We start from the raw sequence: 19405 nt of genomic DNA on the forward strand, positions 1-19405 counted from the left end.
TGAAGAGTCCCGGGTTTCAGCTTAGGCCTTCACCCAGACTACAATGGCTAATTGTACATCCCTTCTTGATGTAGAAAAGAAGCTCTCCCCTTAGACCTCCTGAGAGAATGGTGTATCAACGATTTATAAGCATATAAGGGTATAAAAACATCTGAGGAAAAATTTTGATTGCTAAGCTAAGCAACGATTAAAATTCTTCCCAGATCTCACCTTTTTCATTAACATAATCTTTATTATCACGCATCATAAAAATACGCTTGTGCTTGTTAATTTCTTTTACTTGAGATGCAGATTTATTATGAGTTGCATCAAATTCAAAGAAAAATTTATCATAAGGACTAACATAAGCTTTATCTATATCATCGGAATTCATAACCAATCCAAATAACAATAATTTAAACCAGGTATTTTATAGCTTTTTTATCTAAGTTACCATTACTCTAACTTTTTAAAAAATTAGGAGCGAGGGATGAGTTTAAAGAAAGCGGAGTTACACGTCCATTTGGAAGGTAGCATCACTCCTGGATTAGCCGCAAAGCTGGCTGCACGGAATAAATTAGCTCTGCCTGAAGGCCTGGTTGCCCCTGATGGAAAAAGCTATTTATCTAAAGACTTTCTCGATTTCTTAAAGGTGTATGATACGTTGGCCTCGGTAATTCGATATCCTCAAGATTATTATGATATCACCTTTGACTATTTACGAGCTCGCGCCCAAGAAGATGCAATTTATATAGAAATGATGTATTCACCTGACCACGCAGAACTATCCAGTAAAATTCCTTCCGCAGAACATCTGTCAGCAATCCAACAAGCAATTGACGATGCTAAAGATCAATTCAATATCGTAGGACGTATTTTAATTACTGCCGTGCGTCATTTTGGAGTGGAAGCAGTAGAGCATGTTGCAAAACAAACTCATAAAGATAGATTTCCTTGTGTCACCGGCTTTGGTTTAGGCGGGGATGAAGCGAAATTTCCTCCTAAACTATTCAGTAAGGCGTACCATATTGCGGCGGATGCAGGGTTACAATGCACCGTTCATGCCGGAGAATTTGCTCCTGCGGACGGTATGGTTGAGGCAATGGAAAATCTACCCATCCAACGTATTGGACATGGGGTTAATTCCATTTATTCACCAGATACCATGGCAATGGTAAAAGAAAGGAATATCACATTAGAAATTTGCCCCACCAGTAATATCTTTTTGGGCTTATTTAGAGATATGAATAATCACCCCTTGCCAAAATTTTATGATGCGGGCATTAAAATTAGTATCAATTCAGACGATCCACCCTTTATGAGTACTACTTTAGGTCAGGAGTATCAACGCGTACAAAAGTCATATAACTACAGCGATGAAACAATGAATGCAATAACGCGTATGTCCATAGAAGCTGCTTTTGTTGATGAAAAAACAAAAGCCGAACTTTTAGCAAGAATTTGATTCGATTAAATTGCACTCTGGGTTAAGGTTTGATTCTTAACCCAGAATCCTGGCCCCAAAAATCTGGACTTCTTGTGGGCAGGTTATGAGGGTTAATCATTGCGATGCAACTCACCCATTAGCTGTTCAATATAACGTCTGCAGGTCAAAGGATTATGCAAAAAATTAATAATACGACGAGTCCCACCCGTACCCGTGATGCTAATCATCCCATAACCCAAAAGGCTGCCCATAATAGATTGACGGATGTCGATCGCTTCGATTTTGCTTAATGGAATATCAATTGTTTGTCTCACAACGACGCCAGTGCGTATAATCACGTGATTTTTCTTGATTGTGAGCGAAGAAAAATAATAGGTCATCCAAGTTATGCCAATCCATAACAAGGATAGCGCAGCAAACCCGTATCCAAGTTTATGTAAAAAATCGATTTCCACATAATTAACAATGATTAAAGCGGCACATAACGCAACAACTGGCCAAAAAAATATAATCCAATGCATGCGGGTAAAATAAATAACATTAGTGTCGTAGGGCTTCTCAAACATTGATTCACCTATAATCCTGAAAGTCTACTGAAAAATTATAATATTGCATTTAGCTCGAATTTACTATTCTATACTTCTTACGGAGTATATACTAACTCTCTTACATTTTTTTATTTAGACTCAAAAAATGCGCTCTATCAGTCGTTGCCTCAATAAACAACTTGCTGACCTATGTCAACGCTCTGTTCAATTAGAAGAGCTCGCGAATAAAATAAAGCTTATGCTTCCGGATGTTTTAGCAAATCAATGTCAAGTTGGCAGTTTTAATAAAGGTTGTTTGCTATTAACAACAACTGACGCTGCCTGGGCAACACAATTACGGTATGCGATTCCTGAATTGCGGGATAAATTACGCAAAGAAGCCGGTATGTATCAACTTTCTTCAATTAAGGTGACGGTTATTGAACCCCTGATTGAGTACGAAAAAACATCCCCGTCCAAACATTCATTATCAAAAAAAGCTAAGGAAATTATAATTAGCGAAAGTCAGCAGTGTAATTATGAACCGTTACAAAAGGCGTTATTGCATTTAGCGCATGGTGATAATTAGATACATATAATTAAAATGCAGTCAAAAAAGTTTGTATGCATCCATAGAATAAAATTAACTTGTTATTGCATCCTAAGGCCAACGAAGTGAAAACGGTTTGGTTTATTTATCTCTATAAAATTCCAGATCGCGCTTCACCTATCCACCTACAAATACTCATAATTGATAAAAATTATTTGTTTCAGCCAACGCAGTTGCAAAACGACGGCTTACCCATTCCGATCCAAGATAAGCAAAACAATCTTGTAGATAATCAGTCAGTTCTACTTCTTCCATAACATGTTCTTGCCCACTTGGCTCAACATCATGATGAAAATAGCAATCAAAAAAGCGCATTGAAAAATCGACATAATCTCGGGTATGAAGAATAAAGGTGTGCCACAGTTCATCAAGAATAAGCAAAGGGCCAAAAAGGTAGGTTTTTTTACCTTGTTTTGCCCTGTGCACATTTAACCACATCCAAGCCAATAAATCAGCGAATAAAGCCTGGCCTTCAGGCTCAGAAAAGTCCGGATGATGAGAGCAAAAATGCTTCACTACTGTATTATTTTTATAACCCAGTAGCTCGGACAAACCAATCATCCACAACACGCTTTTTTGGTGCTTGGTTTTTGGGTTACATATCGTATGATACGACAAATCATTTCTTCTTTAGTCATCATTATCTCCACAATAAATTGTATACAGTGCAGAAAGTCTAACCAATGTTCACAATGGAAGCAATTTAATTATTTTTTATATCTACAGCATACGGCACAATCTTCTGAGAATTCAGGAGATTGTGCCAAAATATTTACCAAATTACACAGCGGTTCTTATTCACCATGGGGCTGTCGTTAGGAATATGGAACGCTTCCTGAAATTGAGGAATATTCGCTAAGCTTCCATTTACTCTATATTGTGCTGGAGGATGGGGATCGGTAGTGACCTGATTACGCAGTTGTTGTGGTCGAATGTTCATCGCCCAAACATGTGCTGTTGCGATAAAAAATTGTTGATCCGGTGTCAAACCGCCAATTGTAGGCGCATTTTTATAAGCATCCGAATGCTTAAACGCTCTATAGGCTAATGTAATTCCCCCTAAGTCTGCCGCAGCTTCTCCTACAACCAATTTTCCTTGGACATGTAAATTATCCTCTACGGTATATTGAGAGAACTGGTTCACAATACATTGGGTTGCAGCCTTGAATTTTTCTAAATCACTCGGGGTCCACCAATTTTGTAAGTTACCATGGCCATCAAATTGTGCACCTTGATCATCAAACCCATGAGTCATTTCATGTCCCATTACAAAACCAATTGCTCCATAATTTACAGCAGCTGGTGCATTAGGGTCAAAAAACGGTGATTGAAGAATCCCTGCTGGAATATTTAAATTGTTCATCGAAGGATCATAATACGCATTGATGGTTTGTGGTGTCATGACCCATTCGGTTCTATCTATAGGCTTACCAATTTTGTTAAGATCACGCTTCGTCAAAAATTCATTAGCACGAATTACATTTAAAACGTATGGCCCTCTATTAATGACCAATTTAGAGTAATCTCTCCACTTGGAGGGGTAACCTACTCGTTCTTCCATCATTGCAAGTTTTTTCAATGCTGCTTCACGAGTTGCAGGAGTCATCCAAGATAGCGTGCTAATGTCTTCTTGAAGGACTGTGCGAATATTTTTAAGTATATCCAATGCTTGTTTTTTATCTTCGGGAGAAAAATAGCGGTCCACATACATTTTACCTATAGCAAAACCCAAGGCCCCATTTTCAGTAGCAACAACTCGTTTCCACCGTGGCAGTATTTTCTCAGCCCCCGTAAGAACCGAAACCATTTTAAAATTTTGATCTACAAAAGGTGCAGACAAATACGAAGCAAAGGCATCAATTAAATGCCAACGCAAATATGTTTTCCAATCATCTAAAGAGACCGTTTTTAATTGATTGTTCATATCCTTAAAAAAACCAGGCATTGCTAAATTAATACTTTTGATTTGGGCAAGTCCCATAGCTGAAAAATACGCTGGCCAGGAAAAATTGGGTGTAACTTGAGCAAGTTGGGCCCTATCCATAATATGATACACCGCATGAGGATCTCGTTGTTCTATCTGGGACATAGAAGCCTTGGCCATTTGTGTTTCTAACTTCATTACGATCATGGCTTCAGCAGCTGCTTTATCAGGAGAATCACCTAAGAGCTCAAACATTTTGCGTATATGGTTTATATAAGCCTCTCGAATTTGTTTAAATTTAGGATCATCTTTTAAATAATAATCGCGATCGGGCAATCCTAATCCGCCCTGCATGGCCGCAGCTATCATATCCTTACTGTTTTTAAAATCTTGCATGCTGCCGAAATTGAAAAAAACATCAACTCCAATTTGATGCAAATGAGCTATTTCATTTTGTAGATCAGTTAAAGTTTTTAAATGATTAATGCGATCAAATTCTGGTTGCAAGGGTTTAATACCCAATTGATTAATGCTAGCTTCATCCATCCCGCTAAAATAAAAGTCACCCACTTTTTGCTCTATGCTACCTTGTTTTGCATTTGTATTTTTAGCAGCATCGATTAGCATGTGATGAATGATATTTTGCACTTTCTCATTAATCAGATTAAAGCTTCCCCAACTCGAATAATCAGGAGGAATGGGATTGTTTTTTTTCCAGTTGCCCACTGCATAAGCATAAAAATCTTTACTGGGTGAGACAGTGGTATCCAACCAATCCATGTGCAGTGCTTGTTCAGCATTTGTCTTGGGCGTTTCTTCAGTGCTGGTAGAATATATTGAAGTACTGCATAACAAAGCAAAAGTAAAAAGACTAATATTTAGTTTCATGCTACAACGCTCCCTTGCCAACATTTATGTTAATTCACTAGGAATCCGAAAACGTAGCCAGGAGGAGGCAAATCATAACCAGGGGACATATGCGGTTCTGTTTTCCTGGGTTACGAACATTGTCTTCCCCAGGCTACATTCCTACGCTTCGACAGGATAAAATTCAGTGTGCATTGTAGGGAGATATTCTTCTTTATCAAAATAAGTATATTCCCAAGCGTCTTGTCTTATCATTAGCTCACGCAACAATCTATTATTGAGTTCATGACCAGATTTGTACCCTTCAAATGCACCAATCAAACTAGAACCTAACAAGTATAGGTCGCCAATCGCATCCAATACCTTATGAGAAACAAATTCTGATTCAAAACGAAGTCCATCGTCGTTGAGAACGCGATAATCATCGACAACTATTGCATTATCCAAGCTTCCGCCTTTTGCTAAATCACATTCCCTTAATTTCTCATAGTCGGATAGGAATCCAAAAGTACGTGCTCTACATACCTCTTTCACATAGGAAGTTGTTGAGAAATCAAAACTTACAGTTTGTGGCTTATCATTGAACGCTGGATGATCAAAGTCAATGGTGAACGCAATTTTATACCCATCATAAGGATAAAATTGAACGTATTTTCCATTGTCCTCTACCCGAATGGGTTTAAGAATACGAATGTATTTTTTAGGTGCGTTTTGTTCACGTATTCCTGCTGATTGGATCAAGAATACAAAAGGAGCCGCACTACCATCCATAATGGGTAACTCTGGAGCATTCACATCAATATACGCATTATCTATTCCTAATCCTGCTAATGCCGATAGCAAATGTTCCACAGTAGCAATTTTTACTGCTCCATGGTGTAATGTGGTGCATAACATAGTATCGCCCACGTTTTCATATGACGCAGGTATTTCCACTACGGGAGAAAGATCCACCCGTCTAAAAACTATGCCTGTATTAACAGGGGCAGGTCTCAAGGTTAACAGCACTTTTTCACCGGAATGCAATCCTACACCAGTTGCCTGGATCACCTTTTTAGGAGTTCTTTGTTTTGTCATTCAGTGCTCACCTTGTTCCTCATATATCGTTTTTAAATTTTTTATTTTGCACGCAAAACCTAGTGATCGTATCAATATTTTAATATTTAGTCTAATTATTTTTTATCAAAAAATTAAACGGCCCTTCATCTACGCTGCTGCAGATGAAGGGATGTAACGTATAATTATGCCTCTTCTTGCCGGCGTAAAAATGCTGGAATATCAAGATAATCTACATCTGGAATGCTGTCGCCATTATGTTTTGCGCCCGAGGACATACCTGATTGAGCTTGTTTGCGAACTACAGCGGGTCTATCTAATTGTTGATAATCCAAAGAGCCATCACTGCGCGTTGTTTCAAGCAAACGTGCACGATGAGATTGGGGTTGGGATTGTTGGTGGCGTTGTCGTCCATCGCCTAACCCAGTTACAATCACTGTTACGCGCATTTCATCGGTCATGTCTGGATCAATTACTGTTCCAACTACCACTGTTGCATCATCAGAAATGAATTCTTTAACTACATCCCCGACTTCTTCAAACTCACCTATTGACATGTCAAGACCAGCAGTAATATTGACCAAAATTCCTCGTGCGCCAGAGAAGTTTACATCCTCTAATAATGGAGATGCAATGGCTGCTTCTGCAGCTTGACGTGCTCTTTGTTCACCTACGGCACTACCAGTACCCATCATAGCCATACCCATTTCCGACATCACTGTACGTACGTCTGCAAAATCAACGTTAATCAGACCCGGACGAGTAATTAAATCAGAAATTCCTTTTACTGCACCAAGTAAGACATTATTTGCTGCCTTGAACGCATTAAGAAGACTGATGTTTTTTCCCAAAACACTGAGTAATTTATTATTCGGTATGGTGATTAATGAATCCACATGTTCTGCTAAGCGACGGATTCCATCCTCTGCAGCCAATGCGCGTTGCTTACCTTCAAAAGAAAATGGTTTAGTAACGACTGCTACAGTTAAAATACCTAGTTCTTTAGCAATTTCTGCGAAAACCGGAGCCGCCCCTGTACCAGTTCCACCTCCCATGCCTGCGGTAATGAATACCATATCTGCACCACTTAAGATTTCACGGATATGATCTCTATCTTCTTCGGCTGCCTCGCGACCTATTTGTGGGTTTGCACCTGCACCCAAGCCTTTAGTCAGTTCGTCACCTAGTTGAATATGTATTTTTGCATTTGAGCCTCTCAGAGCTTGTGCGTCAGTATTCGCACAAATAAACTCAACTCCATCAATATTTTCTGCAACCATATGTTGGACGGCATTACCACCACCACCGCCAACACCTACTACTTTAATAACAGCATTATTATCTTGGTGTTGGCCTTCCATTAATTCAAACATAACCTGCTCCCCTCATATGTTTAATCTTTCAACAAAATACGGCATGAACCCTTAAATTGCTCATTACCGATTTAGTTATATACGTTAGTTGTAACCTAAAAATTACCCTGAAACCATTCTTTCATACGGGCCCATAAACTTTGCGTATTATCATTCATTGTGGGTACCTTGTAGTTTGATACATACTGTTGTTGGTATCCTTGCAACAACAAACCTACCCCTGTTGCAAATGAAGGATTTTCTGTTGCTTCAGCCAATCCAGAAACATGATGAGCGCAACCTTTTCTTACAGGCATCTCAAAACAAAGTTCTGCAAGTTCAATACCGCCTCTAACATTAGCAGCACCACCAGTGAGAACAATGCCCGCAGCCATTCTATCTTCAAAACCACTACGTCGTAATTCATTGCGTACTAGAGTAAATAACTCTTCATAACGCGCCGCAACTACATCAGAAAGAGTTTTAGCTGATATCTTTCTTCCTGGCCTGTCACTAACGCTTGTAACTTCTAACATGAGATCTGAATTTGCTAATTCAGTTAAAGCGCACGCATGATTCAGTTTAATGGATTCTGCTGCTTTTGTGGGTGTCCGTAATGCCATTGCTATATCATTCGTCACTTGATCCCCCGCAATGGGAATGACGGCGGTATGTTGAATCGCCCCTTCACAAAATATAGCAATATCGGTAGTTCCACCACCAATATCTATCAAGCACACACCAAGGTCTTTTTCATCTTCGGTCAAAACGGCATGGCTTGAAGCCAATTGCTCCAGAATAATATCATTTACCTCTAAACCACAACGTCGCACACACTTAACTATATTTTGCGCAGCACTTACTGAACCAGTAACAATATGTACTCGCGATTCAAGTCGTACGCCCGACATTCCTATAGGTTCGCGGATGCTGCCTTGTTGATCGATGATAAATTCCTGCGGCAAAACGTGCAGAATCTTTTGATCTGCAGGAATTGCTACAGCTTTTGCGGCATCAATCACACGTTCTACATCAGCCTGGGAAACTTCTTTATCTCGAATTGCAACGATGCCATGTGAATTTAAACTGCGAATATGGCTACCGGCAATTCCTGCATAAACCGTTCTCACTTCACATCCAGCCATAAGTTCAGCTTCTTGAACCGCTCGCTGAATAGAGTTCACAGTAGCCTCTATATCAACCACAACACCACGTTTTAAACCACGTGAGGGATGACGACCTATTCCGATAATTTCTATTGCACCATCAGCTGTGACCTCTCCAATTAATGCAATTACTTTTGAAGTTCCAATATCCAATCCAGTGATAATATCTTTTTCTATTTTTTTTGCCATTATCGTTCCGTTTGTTGTTTCCACTGCACCGCCATACCACGTGGATAACGCAAGTCCACGCTAGACAATTGCTCAATTTTTTCAGCAAACACTGCTGGATATGCTTTACAAAAACGCTGCAATCGTTCCTCTAACTCTTTCTTTCCCAAATATATTTTTATATCATTGCCTAAAAGTAATACCCAGGATTGGTTCTCTCTTAGATGCAGTCCAGTAGGGTTTAAACCGTACATTGACAATATCTTACTCAATTTTTCGTAAACTTGTAAGACTTCTTCTTGTTGAGATAGTGGTCCTTTTAATTTTGGCAAGCTTAGACCCTCTGGAACCGCACCTTCATTAAATAATCTGCCGTCCTCTGTCATCAGGGCATTATCCCAAATTGCAACGGGTTTTTTTTCAACAAGTCTTATTTTCAATGTGTCGGGCCAAACACGCTCAACCGATGCAGTATCGATCCACCCCAGTTCATTCAATTCGTTCTGTAACGCACTAATTGATAAAGTAAAAAAACTATTATTCAAGTGTTTTGATAATACCCCTTCGAGCTCTTTATGCGTCACATGTTCATAATTTGCAGCGACTTTAATTGTGGTAATTGGAAACCGCTCTGCATCGGATAGATAATAGTACCCTAAGCGGCAAGTTAAGAATATTGCACTTAAACTTAATATCAACAACCAACAGATATATCGCAAATTACTGGAATCAACATCCCTATTTTTATTCATGGTGCTCACAAATAGTTGGTTACCAAGTGTTGGCGGCAATTCTGATGCACCATTGCAATACGAATCAACTCATCCAATAAATCAGGATAAGCTAAGCCACTCGCCTGCCACAATTTTGGATACATACTAATCGAAGTAAATCCAGGCAAAGTGTTTACTTCATTAAAATAGATCGTTTCTGTTTTATCATTAACAAAAAAATCCACCCGCGCCATACCCTTGCATTTTAAACGGATAAAAATATCTGCAGCAGCTTTCCTTAATTGCTCGTATAAATTCTGACTCATAGAAGCCGGTATAATCAGATCGGTTTGTCCACTTTCTAAGTATTTTGCTGAATAAGAATAAAAACCATCAGGATGATGTACACGTATTTCACCAGCGATGCTAACTCGTGGCTCACCCGAAGGTACTGAACTCTCCAGAACAGACAACTCAATTTCTCGTCCAGACACAAAGGACTCCACTAAGATCTCTTCGTCATAGCGTAAAGCATCATCCACTGCGACTAACAATTCAGCCATATTTTTTGCTTTATGTATGCCTACACTGGAACCCATTGAGCAAGGTTTAACAAACAAAGGCCAACCAAATTCTTCAGCAACTTCATGGCAAAAGTGTTGCCTTTCAGATACAGAGGCATGCCAAGATAAGAGCTTATAATTTGCTGATTTTAAACCATTAACGCAAACGATGCGTCTGGCCATATCTTTATCCATTCCAATAGATGAAGAAAGTACATCACAACCCACATAAGCAACACCCGCTAATTCAAGCATTCCTTGCAAGCAACCATCTTCATATAAAGGTCCATGCACTACCGGAAAAACGACATCAGCATCCACCGATAAACGTCCATTAATAAACAAGCTAACCAAAGGCTTCGAGTGTTCGGTTACTACAGGAAGTTTTTCTTTAAAGGCAAGTAAATCCTGGTATTGGTGAAGATGAAATAATCCCTCTTTATCCATTGCTATAGGAATAATATTATATTTTTCAGCATCCAAGTGGGTAAGCACAGATGCAGCGGAAATTAATGAAATTTCATGTTCTCCGGATTTTCCACCATAAAGCAGAACTAAATTGAGAAGCTTAGACATTTAACGGTCTCCGATTATATGAACTTCGCGCACCAACTCAATTGTTGTCTGCTCACGAACTTTAGTTTGTACTAAATTAATCAAGGCCTCAATATCAGCTGCAGTCGCTGTACCTTGATGGTTGATAATAAAATTAGCATGTTTCTGAGAAACTACTGCGCCCCCGATATTGAAGCCTTTTAATCCACAGGACTCAATAAGTCGAGCTGCAAAATTTTCTGGTGGATTTCGAAACACTGAGCCACAATTGTATTCATTAGTAGGTTGCGTGTTTGCACGGTGAGCCAACAAATCTTTGATGACTTGTAGTGAAGTTTCTTTATCACCAGTTGGCAGCTTAAATGTGGCTGAAATGAACCATTCATCGGGAGGGACAGAAACATGTCGATAAACCACTTCATATTCCTGAGGTTTACGAATTCTTATTTCACCATTTCGCGTCATAGTTTGCAGTTCCACCACAAACTGCCACGTTTCGCCGCCATGACAACCCGCATTCATGCGTAAAGCGCCACCCATCGTTCCAGGAATGCCCGCCCAAAACTCACCACCAGACAAATTATTACGCGCACAAAAACGCGCCATACTCGCACAAGATACCCCTGCTTCAACTTTAACAATTTGCTTGTCTAAAAGTGCAATTTCTTTTAAACATCCTTGAGTCAAAATAACTGTTCCTGGAAATCCAGTATCGCGAATTAACGAATTGGAACCTAATCCCAACCATAATAAAGGTTCTGTTTCCGGAAGTTGGCGAAGAAACAAAGCCAGATCAGCAATGCTTATCGGCTTATAGAGCTTCGCAGCAGGTCCTCCAACTCGCCAGGTAGTATATTCTGCCAAAGACTCATTATAAAGCAAACTGCCTTGAAATTCTGTTACATGGCTACAATCGTTCTCAGTTGGACACATGTTGCTCTCACACTTCCTTCATTAAGTTTACAGCAATTTGGCCAATACTACCGGCTCCCTGCATCAATATCACATCACCATCTTTAATTAACTGATTCAATTTTGCTTTGAGCGATTGTTCATTCACCAGAGTTACTGTTTTATCTTTACCTCTAATTTTCTGTGCCAAACTCTCACTAGTTACTCCAGGGATTTCGGGTTCGCCTGCGGAATAAATATCAAACAAGAATAATTCATCCGCAAGGCTCAACACATCAACAAATTGCTCTTGTAGAGATTGAGTTCTCGTATAACGATGTGGTTGGAAGACATGTACCAGACGCTTATTGGGCCAAACATGTCGAAAGGCATCGATGGTTGATAAAATTTCCTGAGGATGATGACCGTAATCATCTACAATAAGAGCTGAACCATTCTCAAATTTTTTCTCACCTAACATTTGAAAACGGCGGCCTACCCCTTGAAATTTTGCTAAAGCACGTTTAATAGAAGCATCATCCACCCCTAATTGCGTCGCGATCGCAATAGCGGCTAAGGCATTTAATACATTATGGCGGCCTGGGTACTGAAATTGAATGTTTAATTCAGAATAAGGTACTGGACGTACTACGGTGAACTCACTAATGAGCTCATTTTGGGTCCAATTGGTCGCACGATAATGTGCTTCTTCAGAAAATCCGTATGTTAGAGTAGGTCGTTCAATAGCTGGAAGAATCTTACGTACTTCCGGATCATCAATACATACTACTGCTAACCCATAAAAAGGTAGATGATGTAAAAATTCAAGAAACGTTGTTCTTAATTTATCGAAATCATTTTCATAGTTATCCATATGATCCGCATCAATATTAGTTACTATGGCCATCATGGGTTTTAAGAATAAGAAAGATGCGTCACTTTCATCAGCCTCAACTACAAAATAGGGGGATTGGCCCAGTTGAGCATTTACTCCCAAACTATTTAATTTTCCACCAATTACAAAACTTGGATCTAAACCACCTTCCGCTAAGAGGCTGCTTACCAAACTTGTGGTTGTAGTTTTACCATGAGTTCCAGCTACAGCAATGCCATGGCGAAAGCGCATAAGTTCAGCAAGCATCGCTGCTCGTGGTATTACTGGAATCATTTGCTCGCGAGCAGCTACAATTTCAGGATTATTCATACCAACAGCTGAAGAACGCACTACCACATCTGCGCCTTTTATATGTTCGGCTTTATGTCCCATATAAACAGGAATTCCTAAAGATTTTAATCTTTGTACCGTACTACCTTCTCCTAGGTCTGAACCTGTAATACGATATCCTTGGTAGTGTAATACTTCAGCAATACCACACATGCCAACCCCACCAATTCCTACGAAATGTATTTGTTCTACGCAGCCCATCCTTGAAGATATAAATTGTCCTGAATTACCCACAAATGCCCCCTTATGCTGACAGTGGCCCTAATCCAAGAGCTTGCCAACGATTTTCGTGATCAATGCGCAATAATAACGCAATTACAACACAATTGATAACCATACTTGCACCACCATAACTCATGAGTGGCAGAGTTAACCCTTTTGTTGGTAATAATCCCGAGTTAACGCCCATATTTATAGCTGCTTGTAGCCCCAGCCAAAAAGTCAAACCATAAGCCGTGTATGAAGCAAACAATCGCTCTTGTATATAAGCATTGTATGCGATAGTCATACCTCTAATAACAAGTATACTGTATAGGAGCATGACCATTAAAATGCCTACCAGACCCAATTCTTCTGCTAACACAGCGAATAAAAAGTCGGTGTGTGCTTCAGGTAAATACAATAATTTCTGGATGCTTTCTCCCAAACCAGAGCCGAACCATCCTCCTCGACCAAATGCAATCAAGGATTGAGTTAACTGATAACCACTATTATATTGATCGGCCCAAGGATCTAAAAACGCTGTAAGACGGGCAACTCGATAAGGAGACGACACGGCTAAAAAGGCCAGCGCTCCCATAACTACGAACATCAATCCTATATAATAGCGTAATTTTACACCCGCTAAAAATAGCATAGCCATAACCGTACCAGAAATCACCACTGTGGCGCCAAAATCTGGCTCAAGTAATAATAAAAAGGAAACAACTCCCAAAATTACCATGGGTTTAATAAATCCCAAAATACTATTACTAACTGCATTTTGTTGCCGTACTAAATAGCCTGATAGATAAAATATCATAGTAAGTTTGGCAAGTTCAGACACTTGCACACCTATTGGCCCTAAAGCCAACCACCGTCGGCTGCCATTAACTGACCGACCTATTCCGGGAATCAACACAATGACTAACATAAACAAACAAATTAGCAACATCGGCATGCTGATTCGTTCCCAAACACTACTATCTGTCCTAATCACGATAAGAGCAATCATTAGACCCGCAAATAAATAACATGCTTGGCGAATCAGAAAATGAAATGGTTGGTGGAAATATTTGGTAGAAATCATGACCGAACTTGAGGCCACCATCATCAGCCCGATGATCAGCAAACCGATAACCACACTAATTAGCCATTTATCATAAAGCGAAATAGGTCTACTTACAGGTTTGCCTCGTTGATTCACATGTCTTGGCCGCATTGATTACAATCCATTTACTAAAGACGCAAACGATTCACCGCGATGATTAAAATCACGGAACATATCTAAACTGGCACATGCAGGAGACAATAAAACAACATCGCCCGGTTTTGCCTGTGACTTAGCTACAACTACAGCATTATCCAAAGAAGAAGCGCGCGAAATAGGTACTACATTAGCTAATGCAGCTTCAATCTTATCTGCATCTTCACCAATTAAAATAATAGATCTTACATAATCAGCTATAGGTTGGGCCAGTTCACTAAAATCAGCGCCCTTTCCTTGCCCACCGGCAATAAGTACAATCTTACCTTCCATAGAACCTCCTATTCCATTAATAGCAGATATAGTTGCACCAATATTCGTCCCTTTAGAATCATTAATCCAGTCTACGCCATCGAGAGTTCGCACCCATTGGGATCGATGCGGCAAACCCGTGAAAGAACTTAACACCTTGATGATATGATGATGTGAAATTCCTGCAGCATCCGCTAAAGCAGAAGCAGCAAGCGCATTAAGCCAATTATGAACTCCTTTGATTAATACAGACTCAACAGGCAAAATGCAAGTACTACCTTTTGCCAAATACATTTTATCTTTTTGGGTAATCAAACCCCAATTGTTTTTTTCAGGAGCATCAACGCCAAAAGAAATATGATTCACTCCTGAAGTTGGAATAGTATAATGATCACCACGATTAAACAAAGCAACTTGTGCTTGATGATACACTCGTTGTTTCGCTTGTGCATAAGCTTCCATTGTATGATGTCTATCTAAATGATCAGGAGATACATTCAGAATGGTAGCTGCGATTGGTGCTAAAGAATAAGTTAAGTCCAATTGAAAGCTGGACAATTCCAGAACCCACAAATCGTATTGATGCTCGTCATCAAGCATATCAAGAACTGGCGTCCCTATATTTCCGGCCACAGCAACTTTGAATCCTGCTGCCTTTGCCATTTCTCCTACTAAAGTAGTCACCGTTGATTTTCCATTAGTTCCAGTAATTGCGATCACTGGAGCATGAATCTCTCGAGCCAAACACTCAATATCACCATAAACAGGGATACCTATTTGCATGGCTTTTTTTAAAAAAGGTATCTCCAACGGCAAGCCGGGGCTTGCAATTATATCTGACAGTTGGGTTAGTACTTCATCAGGGATATGCTGAGTATAAACAAGAACATCGGGGAATTCTTTTGTGAATTCAGCCACACTTGGAGCTTGTGCACGCGTATCAAATGCAATAAAAGGTTTATTTTTTCTACGTAAATATCGCGCTACCGATATTCCAGTTTTACCCAAACCTGCAACTAAATACAAAGGAGAATTCATGAATGCACCTTTTTATCGAAGTTTTAAAGTGGCTAACCCGCATAGCACAAAAACAACAGTAATAATCCAGAATCTGACAATTATCTTAGGCTCTGACCATCCTTTTAATTCAAAATGATGATGTAACGGTGCCATTCTGAATAAGCGTTTACCATGAGTATATTTAAAATAACCTACCTGTAAAATGACCGAAATTGTCTCGATGACAAATAAGCCACCCATCATTAATAAAACCAGTTCTTCTCTAATGACTACTGCGACAATACCCAAAGCAGCCCCTAAAGCTAAAGAGCCCACATCGCCCATAAATAACTGAGCAGGATAACTATTGTACCAAAGAAATCCAAGTCCTGCGCCCACAATCGAAGAGCAAAAAATGGTTAATTCTCCGGTATTTGGAACATAAGGTATACCCAGATAAGGTGCATAAACCGAATTGCCAGAGGCATAAGTAAAAATCCCCAAAGCACCTGCAACCATGACGATAGGCATAATCGCCAAACCATCCAATCCATCAGTCAAATTTACTGCATTGGAGCTTCCCACAATTACAAAATAACCTAAAACAGGAAAGAGAATACCTAAACCTATCGTTAACGATTTAAAAAAAGGAACGGTTAATTGAGTATGGACCGGTAATGTAGCATGCATGTATAAATAAATTACAGCAATAAGCGCAATGACTGATTGCCAAAAATACTTCCAACGTGCAGGCAATCCTTTACTATTTTTTAATACCAATTTGCGGTAATCATCAACCCAGCCTACTACCCCATTTGCCAGAGTCACCAAAAGCACAAGCCATAAGCTGGATTGTTGCAAATCACCCCAAAGCAAACAACTTACCGTGATTGCCAATAAGATTAAAACTCCTCCCATAGTGGGAGTTCCTGCTTTGGATAAATGTGATTGAGGACCATCATCTCGTACCATCTGACCAATCTGTAAGCCTCGCAACCAACGAATCATCGCAGGTCCACACAATAAACCCACTAAAAGTGCAGTTAGAGAAGCTAAAATGGATCTGAAAGTCAGGTATTGAAAAACTCTTAACGCATGATATTGCCCTTGAAATAGCTGCGTTAGCCAGTAGAGCATAATTGTTCCTCTTGGTTAACCCAATTATGGGTTTGTGTTAAATATCGTCCAATAGAATAATGGGCCAAAAAAGCGGCCAAGCATACCACAAACCTACATACCATTCAGCATCATACAAAAAAAATTTCTTTGCTTTTTTATCATCATATAGACAGGTCGCTAGAACTCCTCAATCTAGCAGTTGGTGCACAATTTTTTCCATTGCACTGGCTCGAGACCCTTTCACCAAAACAACAACATCTGGGGCTAATTTTTCTACTAGATTGTGCACCAGTAACTCTTGGCTGGAAAAATGCTCACCTCCGACACCAAACGACTCAGCCGCCAATTTGCTGTAAGAGCCACAACTTAGTAACTGATCAATTCCTAATCGTCGCGCTGCAAATCCAACTTCCTGATGGTGCTGAGTTGCCCAAGTCCCCAATTCCCCCATATCGCCAAACACAAAGATTTTTTTATCAGGACGTTCTGCCAATACTTCTAAAGCGGCTAGAACAGAACGTAAATTTGCATTATATGTATCATCGATTATTGTTGATTGATTTTTTCCTTTAAGAACTGTCAAACGTCCTTTTACACCGCCAAAGCTATTTAGCCCCTGTTGAATCTCTTTTATGGCAATTCCAACTGCATAACAGCAAGCTGCAGCAGCTAGCGCATTGCGAACATTATGCAAGCCAGGAATTTTTAAATGAATATCGGCCTGTCCATTAGGTACAATTAAAGAAAATTGACCACAACCTTGCTCATCTAGAACAACATCTTGAGCATAGATATCAGCAGGGTGATCTAGAGAAAAACGAAGAACCTTTTTCTCAATCAATAATTCATCCCAAAAATGAGCATAAGCATCATCATCATTAACTACTGCTACACCGGCAAGAGATAAACCTTGATGTATTTCTCCTTTGGCGCGAGCCACACCATCTATAGAACCAAATCCTTCCACATGGGCTGGAGCTATATTGTTAATTAATGTCACATCGGGATGAACAATTGCAACAGTGTGTGCGATTTCACCAGGGTGATTTGCACCCAGCTCAAAAACTGCATAACGGTGTTGGTTATTTAATTGTAAAATGCTCAGGGGAGCACCAATATGATTATTGAAGTTTCCCTTAGTAGCATGAGAAGGAGGGGGTAAAATGGCAGCAATCATTTCTTTGGTTGTTGTTTTTCCATTAGATCCAGTCAAAGCGATGACAGGGCAATGGATATTTTGTCGATGCGCTGCCGCTATTTTAGCTAATGCTTGTATGGGATCTGCAACAACAAATTGCGGTATACGTACTCCATCTACAGCATGACTTACTATGGCAGCGACTGCACCTCGAGTTTCTGCTTCTTTTACAAAGTCGTGTCCATCAAAACGCTCACCACAAATGGCAATAAACAAACTTCCTGGCTTGAGTTCACGAGTATCTGTAGAAATTCCAGTAAGTTCAGTATTAATCTGACATGGTTGGGCAAGTAATGCAGCAACAGTATTTAGGTTCATAGTATTCAGACATAGCTAAAAGTCTAGTGTACTAAGACTTGTGCTTAGAGTTCAAGTGGGTAATAACAGTAAAAAAAGTTTAATTTTTTTTCCTTACCAAACGCTATCTTGGATGCGGGTGTACCATGTAGGTTTCAAGAAAATGAGTAGCGTATCAATTCCCGGATTCATCTAGACACCCGGGCTAAATGAGGCCTATCCAGCAGCAAATTCAAAATGAGACTGATTAATTTGTAATAGGCGATAATAGCGAGCAATACGATCTTCAGTTAAGGGTTTACGCTGATCATCCAGTAAGTGCGCATCCAAACCTTCACTTAATTGCCTTGCTGTTTCTAACATCACTGTAAATCGTTCCATATCGATACCGGGATTTTTTGAGGAGTGCATGTACAAACAAAGACCACGCACACTAAAGGCACCAATATTTTGTAAATCAAAAACGCCTGTCGCAGTTGCAGCTGCCAAACTACATAAAACAGGGCCTTGACCATTAGAAAATTGATGGCGGTGAAATAATTGTCCTTCGCCAAAACGTAAACCGGCAGCTAAAACGGTTTGTAATAATTCATATCCAGCGAATTGTCTGTTTTCTTTTGCCAGCAAAAACATCATCAAAGTAGGCTGATGATCTGTTTGACCTTTCGTCTCAACTTCTATTTTAGGCGTGGATTTTGACTCAATTTCTATCTTTAGTTTATGGTCCTCTTCATCATCCAAAGGCATTAAACGGGGCTGTGATGGCTTTGTAGTCGTTTTCTTTGTTAATTGTAAATTCTTATCCACTTCAATTTTATTCTCCATTGCCGCAGCATTAACCTTACGCACAGCAATAATGTCATCAGTATAATTTTGTGTGCTATCGGAAGTCCTTTCTGGTGTTCCCAAATTAGGTTGATAACGTTCTGGACTTAAGCTCTGTCTTCGAGCTTTCATTAAGCGCCCAATTGCTACGATAACGCCAATTAACAACAGGACATTAAGAATTAAGCTCCAATTTGCCTGCATCAT

18 protein-coding genes are annotated in these 19405 nt (G+C 39.7%); 2 read left to right on the forward strand and 16 right to left on the reverse strand.

Annotation, left to right across the window (positions count from 1 at the left end; translation table 11 throughout):
* Positions 1-187: 187 nt before the first annotated feature.
* On the reverse strand, positions 188-373 hold the full coding sequence (locus tag ACWTE2_RS15510) for a CBU_0585 family protein (RefSeq protein WP_182391514.1): 186 nt from the start codon (positions 371-373) through the stop codon (positions 188-190).
* Between the two features lie 96 nt (positions 374-469).
* Between ACWTE2_RS15510 and ACWTE2_RS15515 the strand changes: the two genes are divergently transcribed.
* A complete protein-coding gene (locus ACWTE2_RS15515; protein ID WP_454786060.1) occupies positions 470-1444 on the forward strand; it encodes an adenosine deaminase in 975 nt (324 codons plus the stop codon).
* Positions 1445-1536: 92 nt separating this feature from the next.
* Here the strand turns inward: ACWTE2_RS15515 and ACWTE2_RS15520 are convergent, their stop codons facing one another.
* A complete protein-coding gene (locus ACWTE2_RS15520; protein WP_182391516.1) occupies positions 1537-1992 on the reverse strand; it encodes a PH domain-containing protein in 456 nt (151 codons plus the stop codon).
* Between the two features lie 127 nt (positions 1993-2119).
* Here ACWTE2_RS15520 and ACWTE2_RS15525 point away from each other — a divergent pair, with 127 nt between their 5' ends.
* Positions 2120-2542, forward strand: a complete 423-nt coding sequence (locus ACWTE2_RS15525; protein WP_182391517.1) for a DciA family protein — start codon at positions 2120-2122, stop codon at positions 2540-2542.
* A gap of 156 nt (positions 2543-2698) precedes the next feature.
* Here ACWTE2_RS15525 and ACWTE2_RS15530 read toward each other — a convergent pair whose 3' ends face one another.
* From ACWTE2_RS15530 to ACWTE2_RS15595, 14 genes are all read right to left on the reverse strand, one after another.
* Positions 2699-3124 carry a glycine-rich domain-containing protein gene (locus tag ACWTE2_RS15530; RefSeq protein ID WP_454786061.1) on the reverse strand — a complete coding sequence of 142 codons (426 nt, stop codon included), beginning with the start codon at positions 3122-3124 and terminating at the stop codon, positions 2699-2701.
* A gap of 211 nt (positions 3125-3335) precedes the next feature.
* The gene (locus ACWTE2_RS15535; RefSeq protein ID WP_182391518.1) at positions 3336-5375 is read right to left on the reverse strand and encodes a M13 family metallopeptidase; all 2040 of its coding nucleotides are present in this window, start codon (positions 5373-5375) and stop codon (positions 3336-3338) included.
* A 141-nt stretch (positions 5376-5516) separates the two neighbouring features.
* Complete coding sequence (lpxC, locus tag ACWTE2_RS15540) at positions 5517-6431, reverse strand: UDP-3-O-acyl-N-acetylglucosamine deacetylase (protein WP_182391519.1); 915 nt, start codon at positions 6429-6431, stop codon at positions 5517-5519.
* Positions 6432-6595: 164 nt separating this feature from the next.
* A complete protein-coding gene (ftsZ, locus tag ACWTE2_RS15545) occupies positions 6596-7783 on the reverse strand; it encodes a cell division protein FtsZ (protein ID WP_182391520.1) in 1188 nt (395 codons plus the stop codon).
* A gap of 95 nt (positions 7784-7878) precedes the next feature.
* The gene (gene ftsA / locus ACWTE2_RS15550; RefSeq protein ID WP_182391521.1) at positions 7879-9117 is read right to left on the reverse strand and encodes a cell division protein FtsA; all 1239 of its coding nucleotides are present in this window, start codon (positions 9115-9117) and stop codon (positions 7879-7881) included.
* The gene (locus ACWTE2_RS15555) at positions 9117-9848 is read right to left on the reverse strand and encodes a cell division protein FtsQ/DivIB (protein WP_454786062.1); all 732 of its coding nucleotides are present in this window, start codon (positions 9846-9848) and stop codon (positions 9117-9119) included. Before ACWTE2_RS15555 ends, ftsA begins: the two co-directional genes overlap by 1 nt.
* A gap of 5 nt (positions 9849-9853) precedes the next feature.
* Positions 9854-10948: a D-alanine--D-alanine ligase family protein gene (locus ACWTE2_RS15560; protein WP_182391523.1), complete on the reverse strand. Its 1095-nt coding sequence runs from the start codon at positions 10946-10948 to the stop codon at positions 9854-9856.
* The gene (murB, locus tag ACWTE2_RS15565; RefSeq protein ID WP_454786063.1) at positions 10949-11860 is read right to left on the reverse strand and encodes a UDP-N-acetylmuramate dehydrogenase; all 912 of its coding nucleotides are present in this window, start codon (positions 11858-11860) and stop codon (positions 10949-10951) included.
* Between the two features lie 7 nt (positions 11861-11867).
* The gene (gene murC / locus ACWTE2_RS15570; RefSeq protein WP_182391525.1) at positions 11868-13277 is read right to left on the reverse strand and encodes a UDP-N-acetylmuramate--L-alanine ligase; all 1410 of its coding nucleotides are present in this window, start codon (positions 13275-13277) and stop codon (positions 11868-11870) included.
* Positions 13278-13287: 10 nt separating this feature from the next.
* Positions 13288-14463, reverse strand: a complete 1176-nt coding sequence (ftsW, locus tag ACWTE2_RS15575) for a putative lipid II flippase FtsW (protein ID WP_182391526.1) — start codon at positions 14461-14463, stop codon at positions 13288-13290.
* Between the two features lie 3 nt (positions 14464-14466).
* Positions 14467-15798: a UDP-N-acetylmuramoyl-L-alanine--D-glutamate ligase gene (gene murD / locus ACWTE2_RS15580; protein ID WP_454786064.1), complete on the reverse strand. Its 1332-nt coding sequence runs from the start codon at positions 15796-15798 to the stop codon at positions 14467-14469.
* 12 nt (positions 15799-15810) lie between these two features.
* On the reverse strand, positions 15811-16896 hold the full coding sequence (gene mraY / locus ACWTE2_RS15585) for a phospho-N-acetylmuramoyl-pentapeptide-transferase (protein ID WP_182391528.1): 1086 nt from the start codon (positions 16894-16896) through the stop codon (positions 15811-15813).
* Between the two features lie 169 nt (positions 16897-17065).
* Positions 17066-18394 carry a UDP-N-acetylmuramoyl-tripeptide--D-alanyl-D-alanine ligase gene (locus tag ACWTE2_RS15590; protein ID WP_454786065.1) on the reverse strand — a complete coding sequence of 443 codons (1329 nt, stop codon included), beginning with the start codon at positions 18392-18394 and terminating at the stop codon, positions 17066-17068.
* 195 nt (positions 18395-18589) lie between these two features.
* Entirely contained in the window at positions 18590-19402 is an 813-nt protein-coding gene (locus ACWTE2_RS15595) for a cell division protein ZipA C-terminal FtsZ-binding domain-containing protein (protein WP_454786159.1), read from the reverse strand.
* Positions 19403-19405 lie beyond the last annotated feature (3 nt).

The organism is Legionella nigrisilvae (assembly GCF_977063395.2).

Bases quoted from the DNA above. Each gene is read 5' to 3' on its own strand.
- ACWTE2_RS15510 (WP_182391514.1), bottom strand. From the start codon at position 373: ATGAATTCCGATGATATAGATAAAGCTTATGTTAGTCCTTATGATAAA.
- ACWTE2_RS15515 (WP_454786060.1), top strand. From the start codon at position 470: ATGAGTTTAAAGAAAGCGGAGTTACACGTCCATTTGGAAGGTAGCATC.
- ACWTE2_RS15520 (WP_182391516.1), bottom strand. From the start codon at position 1,992: ATGTTTGAGAAGCCCTACGACACTAATGTTATTTATTTTACCCGCATG.
- ACWTE2_RS15525 (WP_182391517.1), top strand. From the start codon at position 2,120: ATGCGCTCTATCAGTCGTTGCCTCAATAAACAACTTGCTGACCTATGT.
- ACWTE2_RS15530 (WP_454786061.1), bottom strand. From the start codon at position 3,124: ATGATTGGTTTGTCCGAGCTACTGGGTTATAAAAATAATACAGTAGTG.
- ACWTE2_RS15535 (WP_182391518.1), bottom strand. From the start codon at position 5,375: ATGAAACTAAATATTAGTCTTTTTACTTTTGCTTTGTTATGCAGTACT.
- lpxC (WP_182391519.1), bottom strand. From the start codon at position 6,431: ATGACAAAACAAAGAACTCCTAAAAAGGTGATCCAGGCAACTGGTGTA.
- ftsZ (WP_182391520.1), bottom strand. From the start codon at position 7,783: ATGTTTGAATTAATGGAAGGCCAACACCAAGATAATAATGCTGTTATT.
- ftsA (WP_182391521.1), bottom strand. From the start codon at position 9,117: ATGGCAAAAAAAATAGAAAAAGATATTATCACTGGATTGGATATTGGA.
- ACWTE2_RS15555 (WP_454786062.1), bottom strand. From the start codon at position 9,848: ATGAATAAAAATAGGGATGTTGATTCCAGTAATTTGCGATATATCTGT.
- ACWTE2_RS15560 (WP_182391523.1), bottom strand. From the start codon at position 10,948: ATGTCTAAGCTTCTCAATTTAGTTCTGCTTTATGGTGGAAAATCCGGA.
- murB (WP_454786063.1), bottom strand. From the start codon at position 11,860: ATGTGTCCAACTGAGAACGATTGTAGCCATGTAACAGAATTTCAAGGC.
- ftsW (WP_182391526.1), bottom strand. From the start codon at position 14,463: ATGCGGCCAAGACATGTGAATCAACGAGGCAAACCTGTAAGTAGACCT.
- murD (WP_454786064.1), bottom strand. From the start codon at position 15,798: ATGAATTCTCCTTTGTATTTAGTTGCAGGTTTGGGTAAAACTGGAATA.
- mraY (WP_182391528.1), bottom strand. From the start codon at position 16,896: ATGCTCTACTGGCTAACGCAGCTATTTCAAGGGCAATATCATGCGTTA.
- ACWTE2_RS15590 (WP_454786065.1), bottom strand. From the start codon at position 18,394: ATGAACCTAAATACTGTTGCTGCATTACTTGCCCAACCATGTCAGATT.
- ACWTE2_RS15595 (WP_454786159.1), bottom strand. From the start codon at position 19,402: ATGCAGGCAAATTGGAGCTTAATTCTTAATGTCCTGTTGTTAATTGGC.